The 8,438-nt window shown below is 45.2% G+C and carries 10 protein-coding genes; 3 read left to right on the forward strand and 7 right to left on the reverse strand.

The features are described from left to right. A partial coding sequence (locus A2517_RS04185; protein ID WP_294894457.1) for an outer membrane beta-barrel protein occupies positions 1 to 405 on the forward strand: 405 nt, incomplete at its 5' end. A 36-nt stretch (positions 406 to 441) separates the two neighbouring features. Here A2517_RS04185 and A2517_RS04190 read toward each other — a convergent pair. After that, entirely contained in the window at positions 442 to 1,092 is a 651-nt protein-coding gene (locus tag A2517_RS04190) for a lytic transglycosylase domain-containing protein (protein WP_294894459.1), read from the reverse strand. A 146-nt stretch (positions 1,093 to 1,238) separates the two neighbouring features. Between A2517_RS04190 and A2517_RS04195 the strand changes: the two genes are divergently transcribed. Continuing rightward, complete coding sequence (locus tag A2517_RS04195) at positions 1,239 to 1,556, forward strand: hypothetical protein (RefSeq protein WP_294894461.1); 318 nt, start codon at positions 1,239 to 1,241, stop codon at positions 1,554 to 1,556. Here A2517_RS04195 and A2517_RS04200 read toward each other — a convergent pair. The 3 genes from A2517_RS04200 to A2517_RS04210 are packed head-to-tail and all read right to left on the reverse strand — an operon-like array spanning position 1,553 to position 3,838. Continuing rightward, entirely contained in the window at positions 1,553 to 2,188 is a 636-nt protein-coding gene (locus A2517_RS04200; RefSeq protein ID WP_294894463.1) for an HAD family phosphatase, read from the reverse strand. The two genes, A2517_RS04195 and A2517_RS04200, sit on opposite strands and share 4 nt — an antisense overlap. Beyond that, positions 2,185 to 3,114 (reverse strand): methyltransferase domain-containing protein, encoded by a 930-nt coding sequence (locus A2517_RS04205; RefSeq protein WP_294894465.1) that lies wholly within the window; start codon positions 3,112 to 3,114, stop codon positions 2,185 to 2,187. Before A2517_RS04205 ends, A2517_RS04200 begins: the two co-directional genes overlap by 4 nt. A 1-nt stretch (position 3,115) precedes the next feature. Then, positions 3,116 to 3,838, reverse strand: a complete 723-nt coding sequence (locus tag A2517_RS04210) for a hypothetical protein (protein ID WP_294894467.1) — start codon at positions 3,836 to 3,838, stop codon at positions 3,116 to 3,118. 123 nt (positions 3,839 to 3,961) lie between these two features. Between A2517_RS04210 and A2517_RS04215 the strand changes: the two genes are divergently transcribed. After that, a complete protein-coding gene (locus A2517_RS04215) occupies positions 3,962 to 4,504 on the forward strand; it encodes a hypothetical protein (RefSeq protein WP_294894469.1) in 543 nt (180 codons plus the stop codon). A gap of 12 nt (positions 4,505 to 4,516) precedes the next feature. On the opposite strand, the gene A2517_RS04220 is transcribed toward A2517_RS04215, so the two are convergent. From A2517_RS04220 to A2517_RS04230, 3 genes are read right to left on the reverse strand one after another with little or no spacing between them, the layout of a single operon-like run. Continuing rightward, the gene (locus tag A2517_RS04220; RefSeq protein WP_294894471.1) at positions 4,517 to 6,643 is read right to left on the reverse strand and encodes a WD40 repeat domain-containing protein; all 2,127 of its coding nucleotides are present in this window, start codon (positions 6,641 to 6,643) and stop codon (positions 4,517 to 4,519) included. 57 nt (positions 6,644 to 6,700) lie between these two features. After that, a complete protein-coding gene (locus A2517_RS04225; RefSeq protein WP_294894473.1) occupies positions 6,701 to 7,447 on the reverse strand; it encodes an arylamine N-acetyltransferase in 747 nt (248 codons plus the stop codon). A gap of 19 nt (positions 7,448 to 7,466) precedes the next feature. Then, a complete protein-coding gene (locus A2517_RS04230) occupies positions 7,467 to 8,417 on the reverse strand; it encodes a 5'-nucleotidase (RefSeq protein WP_294894475.1) in 951 nt (316 codons plus the stop codon). Positions 8,418 to 8,438 lie beyond the last annotated feature (21 nt).

The raw sequence follows: 8,438 nt of genomic DNA on the forward strand, positions 1-8,438 counted from the left end.
GTGAATGCGGCAGGTTCTACCGCAGGGATCGAAATCTCATTGGATTGCCCTGTTTTTACCCTCCCATGGGATAACCTCAGACAGCAAATTATGCTGAACCGTTTTGACAGTGACGGGCTGGAGATGACCAATCTTGAATTTAACCCGTATTATCTCATTACCTTAAATAACGGTGTGGAATGGGGATTCGGTCCCGGTTTCGGAGTTATCTTTTCAGATGCTGCTAAAAGTGACACGGTATTTACCCTGCAAGCAGGAACCGGTTTAAAATACAACATTAGCAAAGAGATCTATACCGGTGCCGATATACGGTGGCAGTGGACACAAAAAGCTGAATTGACTCCCAATCAAAAAGAAGATCTCGATAACTACCGTGCACAGGTAAAAATCGGATACCGTTTCTAAGATATATGCACTTCTCCCTCCCTTGAGCGGGAGAGTTTAGTTTTGTTCCGTATCGTCATTTGAATAATGAATTTTTGCATCTAAGAGAAGTGTTTTGGCAAAATGGGCTTTGGTTCCTGAAGGAAAATGGGGATCTTTGAGCAAAACAGACATTTTTTTACTGCCGTTTTTTTGAATCAGTCGACGAAGTGTCCCCTCTCCCATCGCATACGCGAAATCAGCCAAATACCAGCTTCCAAACTCTTTTTTTAGATATTGTATGTACCGTATTGCCGCATCCGTGGAACGATCTGGATCGAGACGTTCATCGTTCCCTTTTTTGACGCTCAAGCCGAAATTACGACCACTTTGTTTAGTAAATTGCCATAATCCTGCCGTACCGTACCCATGGGATGTAGGGTTGAATTTAGACTCTGCATAGGGGATAAGGGCAAAAAAAAGGGGGATTCCCGCATCTGCAAATTTCGCTTTGACACGCCCTAACTCTTCTGTCGTTACTTGGTAGCGTTTATACAGGGGAGAGATCGTTCCCCTATAGCGATCGAGAGTATTATCCAATACCGCCGTATCGAGAAGGGATTCTTCACTTTGGAGTGATTGCAAGGAGAGATTAATGGCTTCTACGTCGCTGCGCCCAAAGAGCTCAATGGAGAAGAAAAGAATAAATAAAAAGAGGATGCGTCCCATTTTTCTCCTTTTTGCATGAAGGGGATATTGTAGCATGTTCGTGTAAATGCGGCGAATCACCGTCATTGAAGTCGTTATAAACGGATTTAAAATAGGGATGTGCTAATATGGGCTTAAATTGTTAGAGTACAGAAAGAGGGAATACGATGCAATCAGAGCGAAAAAAGATCATTAGATTTGCGTTGGATTATAATATTGAGGATATCAATACGTATGCAGGCTATAAGGGTGATTTAGTCGTTAAAATCGTCTCTAAAGATATTGATGCTATTGCCGAAATACAACGCTATGCAAACGGATTGGATATTTTAGATGTCGTCGTCAAACATAATCCGCACCTTATGATCTATGAACTCTTTTGTGTAACCGAAGATAAAGCGGCCTATCATCTTAAAAATGAAAAATTTGACCACAAAGAACACAGTAAACATGACGTATGGGACAAAGGATTGCCTGAAGATTAACGGTTGAGCAACGCTTTCAGATTTTTCAAGGAATCGATTCGATACGTTGCCGCACTGAAATCATGACTTGCCGTAAAATCGTTTTTGACGACAGCACATTCGATTCCGGCACTCACCGCCGCAGTAAGTCCCCTCTGTGAATCTTCGACGACGATCGCTTCATGTGCTTGGGCACCAAAGCATTCTAACCCTTTGAGATAGGGATCGGGATGGGGTTTTGCCCTCGGATAATCCTCTTCGCAGAGGATAAAATCCATATATCGGGTGAGCTTTTTTTCATGATGAATCAGCTCGAAATCGACCCGTCGGGAGGTGGTGACGATCCCCATCCGGTAATCGTTTGAAAGTTCGGAAAGTACCTCTTCGACTCCATCGATAAAGATATTTTCACTGCGAAGATAGTGCTGATAATAGCGGCTTCGGCGCTCTCGGGCGCGGTTGATCTCTTCTACTGTCACACCCTTCTCCTGTGCGAGTTCCCACCAGTTCCCCCCGTGTTTCATCAGCTCCAGATAATACTCCAGTTCCAGTGTGACCCCCAGCTCTTTCATCGCCTTCTCATTGGCACGAAAATACCAGAGTTCCGTTTCGACGAGTACCCCGTCATTGTCAAAAAGGATAAACTGTTTCATAGTCCGATTTTTGTCGCCGTGAGGAAAAGATAATCTTTTCCCGTTACCGTTGCTCTAAACTTCTTTTGCTGTAAATATTTTTTGCAGTAGTAGATATCTTTGATGAGGATGGACATCTCCGAATAGGGGTAGTTCGGTGCTTTGGCTCCATAGATCATCTCTCCGCTCATCCAGCGACAATTCGGGAATCCCAAAATCATTGCTCCATCGGGGGTGAGATACTCTTGTACCAGTGATGCAAAGAGGGGTTTAAACTCTAAGCCGCTGCTTTGGAGGGTTCCGATCGTAATGATGAGGTCATATCGTCCCAGATTCAGTGAGGCGAGATCGTTGATGTCGTGGGCATAAAAAACGGCATTCCCTTCACTAAATCGCTCTTGAGCCACCGAAATCGCACTCTGCGAGTGGTCAATCCCGACAAGTTCAATATTCAGATATTCATCACGAGGTACAAGGGTTCGGATGAGGTCAAACTCATCCCCCGTATTGATCCCGAGATTGAGTATCCGTTTTCGCTCTCCCACTTTGACACTGTGAAGTGCCCGCAGATAGGGACTCAAAAATGCGGGCTCTTCGTTCTTATGGATGGCTGCAAAACAAGACGTCGTGCCGTACTTCTCCTCTTTCTCCTCAGAATGGTGGAAGGAGTCGCTGAGGTCGAGTTTTTCGTAGGTGATTTGCACCGTGTATTCCGAGAGCGACTTCGGGGTGAGCATCCGACAAAACAGCAGTTCCCCCAAATCGCTCCATGCCTTGTAACTGCGGTAGAGATAGTCGGTTCCGCCGTAGGAGAGGATCTCTCCTGCATAGCGTCCCCGCCCGAGATCAGGGTTGAGCACTTCGAAAGTGATCGTATTGGATTTTGTGAGAGCTTCGTGAGCCCATGCGAGGATAGTACTAAGAGGTTCAGAGGTAAATTGCTTCACATTATTCCATCATAAAAAGGTTGTTACTGCGATCACACGAATCGATAAAAAGCCCTTTTAGCTCTCTATCAAACGTCATGACGTAGACATCGGCATTTCTGAGGTGCAGTTGCTTGAAGTTATCCAATAAAACCCCGTCCGCCACATTTTTACCGTGGTCGCATTTGGTAAAGTTGAACGATTTGAGGGTTTTACCGTAATCGTAGAGATTGGCTTCCCATTCATCTTTAAAGAGATAGAGTGAATCGGGGTTGGCGGCGATGTAGATATGGTGATCGGGGATCTCGTATTTGTCGATCAGGTCGTTAAAAATCGGGCCGATATTGGAAAAGTTTTCAATATCCCAGAACAAGTAGGTGTCGGTAGCAGAACTTCTCTTCTCTTTATTAACGAGGGTAAGGCGTTTGGCGATATTGAAATGGTTGTGGGCAATGTCATTGGTGAGTTCGATACTGTTTTTGAGTTTGAGGGCATCTTCGGTGTTGAATCGGAGTATTTTCCCCAGCTCGATATAGAGCTCCAAATCTTCGAGCTCCTGACGTGATCCCCCTTTTTGATAATAGCTCAACGCTCTGAGTTTGGAAGGGGAAAATAGGAGGGTTATTTTGATCGGTCGTCTGGAGGCAAAGGCTTTGGTAACACTCTCATACACTCTGAGTGCCGCTTTGGTCTGGGGCATCTCTATCGAGCCGTACTCTCGGCCGTTAATACTGATTTTTTGCATCCATACCCTTTTGTCCCTATTGGCTGCCATTTTACCGATTGGAGCTTAGAGTCTACTTCTATAAAATTTTTAGAGAACGATTTTTGCTTGTCAAAAGTATTACTTAGTTAGCAGGAGATTATTATGAACGTAGCCTCTGTTTCCAGCTTATCTTTGGGCGGCGTGTCTGACGTTACCAAAGATGAGAGCGTCAACCAAGATTATATGGCGTTGATTGCGCAGTTTTATCACGCCGAAGAGTACAAAAGCCGTGATGAAGTGAATGCCGAAGATGGTGAACTCGGAAAGTTCAAAGATGATCTTCTGACGAAAGGTGCCGCTGTTTTTCTCAAAGAGTTGAATGAAGAGAAGATTGAAGCGCTGGTTGAAGAGTACCGTCAAAAACTTCTCAAAGAAAAAGCGGAGAATCCCGATAAACCGATGGATATCAACCAGATGGTGAGCGATTTTAAAAAACAGCTACTTGAAGAGCTGATGGAAGCGCAAAAAACCGAAGAGCAGAACAAACCGGCTCAGAATACCTCCTTGATGAGCAGCGATATCCTCAAAAATATTCAAGCCGCACGCAATGATGAACAAACAACAGGGTTGGCAGAGATTGGATTTTTGGAGCAAATGTTAAGCTCATCCAATACGCAAGCGAAGAAAAACGGCGAAAAAATCTAATCGGTTTTGAGATTAGGCAATTTTACTCGGAAGTACACTGAGGTGTGAGACCCAATGATCTCTGTTTTTAGGCATGAGGTGTACTTGTGTCAGATCGGGGGTAATGCTCTTACGCTGCGCTTTTTTGAGTAAATTACGCAGTTCCGTATCGATACCGAACAGATCACAATAGGTGAAAACTCCCGAAGAAAAAGCTTCCGGATCTATTTTGAGGAGTCTTTTTAGCTGGACATGATAGGCCATTCGCAAAATATCGCCCAGTCGTCCTTGACGCTGCGGAAGAGTTATAAGGCCTGAGAACTCTTTTTTGATAAAGGTGATATTCCCTTTGATCGCATAGTGTTCTGCTTGGGAGAGCTTTTCATTCCACCTTACGTTAAGCTCTTCTCCCCATGGAAGTATTAAGAGTTCAGGATGGGAATCGATGAGTCGATAAGCCGAACGCCAGTGCTCATTTGAAATAGCATGGTTTAGATTTTTTGCCAAGGTAAAAAGTTTTTTGAGTTGGGTATATTCGGATTCGTAGTGAACCATCTCTTTTAATTCGTTTAAAAGCAATTCAGCCTCTTCCAATGAGCGTTCATTTAAAGCTCTGGCGACAGCAGTGACAATCTCTCCGGTATTTTTGATAAGGTTAAGATAGGAGGGGAATTTTCGAAGCAGAGGATAATTTTGAGTAATAGTTTTGAGCTGAAAGTAGTTTTTTGTCTGAATCGCTTTGGAATAGCTTATGAGGATAGACGAATTTTGCAGGAGTAACAGGATAAAAGGGCGTTTAGAACTGACGGAAGAGAAGAGATGGAGCTCCTCTTGGATCTCTTTCATTTTATTGAGAAACATCAGCTTTTGAGCTTTTGAAAATTTTTCTGCCCAAAGTTTTTCCACTTGAGCATAAAGGGTCGTCTCTTGCAAAAGAGGGTACTGCTCCGCATGGCCGTAGAACGCCGATAACTTTTTTTGCTGAAAAAGGAGGATAAAACGATCCATAAAAGAGTAGGCCTTAAACAGCTCCGCGATCTCTTTTGTTTTTGCGGCGTTGAACGGTTCTAAAACACGTTTGGCCTCTTCGGTCATTTTTTTATTTAAGAACTCTTTTGCTTTTTTCATGTGTTCGGCATAAATTCGCTCAAGCACTTGGTAAAGATCACTGTGAATCAATAACGGTTCATTGGCGCAACAAAGATAGGCTGCGGCATACCTTTTGGCTCTAATCAACTCTTCAAGGTGATCAAACGGCTGAAGATCGAATTTCAACAACTCTTTGTTTTTATTTCCGCTCAAGAGATAATCATTCATAACGCACAACGAAGTGAGGGGAGATTTGAGTTCTCGGTACCGTTCTTGAATCACTTTAAACGTATCGCCGTTGATAAGGGTTATATAGGGTAAATCGGAAGCGACGATGATAAAGGGTTCAGGTCCTATTCGGCGCACATATCGGATGTTTTTATGGGATGTGCCGAGGCGTTGGTTAGGGAGGAGTCCGTTTCGGTCGATCTTAATCAGTGTTCCTTCCTGATTCCCCACAATTACTGAACTGTTATAAAGCAGTAGCGCCGTATTTTTTAAATATCCGGGAGTAAAGCGTTTCATAACATTCTGAGTGCGATAGTCGGTCACGACGATACTTCCGCCGTATCCCGATGAGGCTAACGTCATCCCCTCAAACGTTAAGGCCGAGACATAATTTGTTTTGGGTTTCGAATACATAGCACTGTACTCGGGAAAAGAGTGGAGTCTGGCAATCAGTGTACTGGAATCACTTCGCCACATCAATACTCTCCCCTGATCGGTTCCGCAGACGCAATAAAGACCATCAGGTGAGAAAGAGATAATCGTGGGGGACTGCTGGTCAAGATCAAACTGCATAAGCACTTTTTTCTCATTCAAATCTATCAGATTGAGAGAATGTGCCTTATCGCTTCCAAAGAGGAGACGATCGTGTTGAGGGTCAAACGCGCAGTAGAGGGTATCATGTTCGGGGATATTCGGACGAAAGATTCGGGTTGACTCTTTGCTGGAGAGATTGTACATATAAATAGTGTTATCTTGCGTAACAAGACCGACATTGGGATACTGTAGCGGTTGTATCAAAACAATCGGAGAATCAAACTGCGCCAAACACGTTTTTTGAGGCATCCCTATGAGCCTTTTAGATCAATTAATATTAGAGTATAACATATTTCGTGGCGAATATCAGGTTAATCCGAAATGCTCATTCGCGGCTTTTGCGTAATCCACTATGGTCTCATCTGTGGAACCGTTTTCGATAATTTTGAGCGTATCGTTGAGGAGAATTTTGCGTCCGTTGGGTGTTTGGATAACGGCAAGCTTCTTTTGGGTGAAGATAGTATCCGGGTGCGTCGCGTTGAAATAGTTGGCGAGGCTAAACTCGATCCACTCCTGAGCGGCGAGAGAAAACCCGTATTGAGGTGCCCACTCGTCATTAACCAAAGAACTTAAAACATATTCATTATTGCTCAGTTCCAAGCGGAAGCGATCTCCGTTTTGTTCGGCTATTTCTCCGTCTTGAATGTGAATCGGTTGACGCAGACCGTATCCGCCAAATCCCGTATCACAGAGATAATGCTCTCCATCGATGGTGACGATGACGACGAGATGGGTTTTAGGACGACGAGAGGGGTAGAACATCGGACGCGCCCCCGCAAAATACCACTCGAACCCGATCGCCGTGAGTGCCATAGCAAACAGACCGTTGACTTCGTAGCAGTATCCTCCGCGCCCGTGAGTAACGATTTTAGTCGTGATCTCTTCAGGCACCATCGAGGGGATTCTCCCCGCCTGTACCTCGGTGTTCTCAAACGGAACCGATTGGAGCTGTGCGCTCATAAGAGCCGTGAGGGTTGCGAGGTCGGGACGGGTTTCACCGCTGTAGCCGATGCGGCGGAGGTAGTCGGGGAGGGAGAAATTGGATGCGGTCATAGGGGAGCCTTTCACGTTATTATGTATTGAGTAATGAATCGCTGTGATAGGGGACTTTGCCTGAGGGGACATCGTGTGATGCACTGTCGAGATGGACATCCTGATCGTCAAAAAAGATATGGGGCTTGAACGCTTTGAGTACACGGCTCTTTTCTACTCCGCCGAGAAAAAATGCTTCATCCACATAGACACCCCATTCACGCAATGTTTTGATGACCCTCATTTCCGCAGGAGAATTGCGCGCGGTGACGATGGCAATACGAATAGGGGAGTATTCGACGCGAATAGGGAGGCGGTCTTGCAATCGTGAGAGTTTTTTGAGCAGCGTTGCGTAAGGGCCTTCTCCCAATGGAGTATTCTGCGCCGCATCTTCGGCGGCATGAAACGCTTCGATACCGTGTTGTTTGTAGAGGAGTTCACTGCTTTCATCAAACAATACCGCATCTCCGTCGAAAGCAATGCGTACTTGACCTTCGGGGATGGAACCCATTTGTTTAGGCGGTGCTTTGACGACAGCGGCGGCGCACGTTCGGCTGTCGATCACCTGCTGAGCGTCAGCTATGTCGGTCGTGAGGAAGAGATCGACATCGAACGCATCGAGATAATCGACAACGGTTTCCCCTGCCGTAAATGCTGAACGTGAGATAGGCAGGTTCATCTCTCTTACGGTATGGAGTACCCGTAAACCTGTTTCCGGACTGTTGCGTGACATAATTACCACTTCGACGAGTGGGGTATCTCCCGATTTTCGGTAGCGGTTGAGTTCAAGGAGTGCTTTGACGAGATGAAATCCCGTTCCTGCTTTTAGTGGAATATTTTCCCGTTCCGACATGTAGTGACGGTAGACTTCGATTGCGCTGTCGGGATCATTTTGGTACTGTTCTTTGAAGACTCGATCTTCTTCCGAGAGATCGAACAATGCTGTTGCGGTGATACCGACGACGAGGGTATCGGAGAGATCGAGTGCCATAGAAAATTCCTGCAACTATTT

Origin of the sequence: Sulfuricurvum sp. RIFOXYD12_FULL_44_77, from assembly GCF_001830725.1 — a bacterium.
Classification (GTDB): Bacteria; Campylobacterota; Campylobacteria; order Campylobacterales; family Sulfurimonadaceae; genus Sulfuricurvum; species Sulfuricurvum kujiense_A.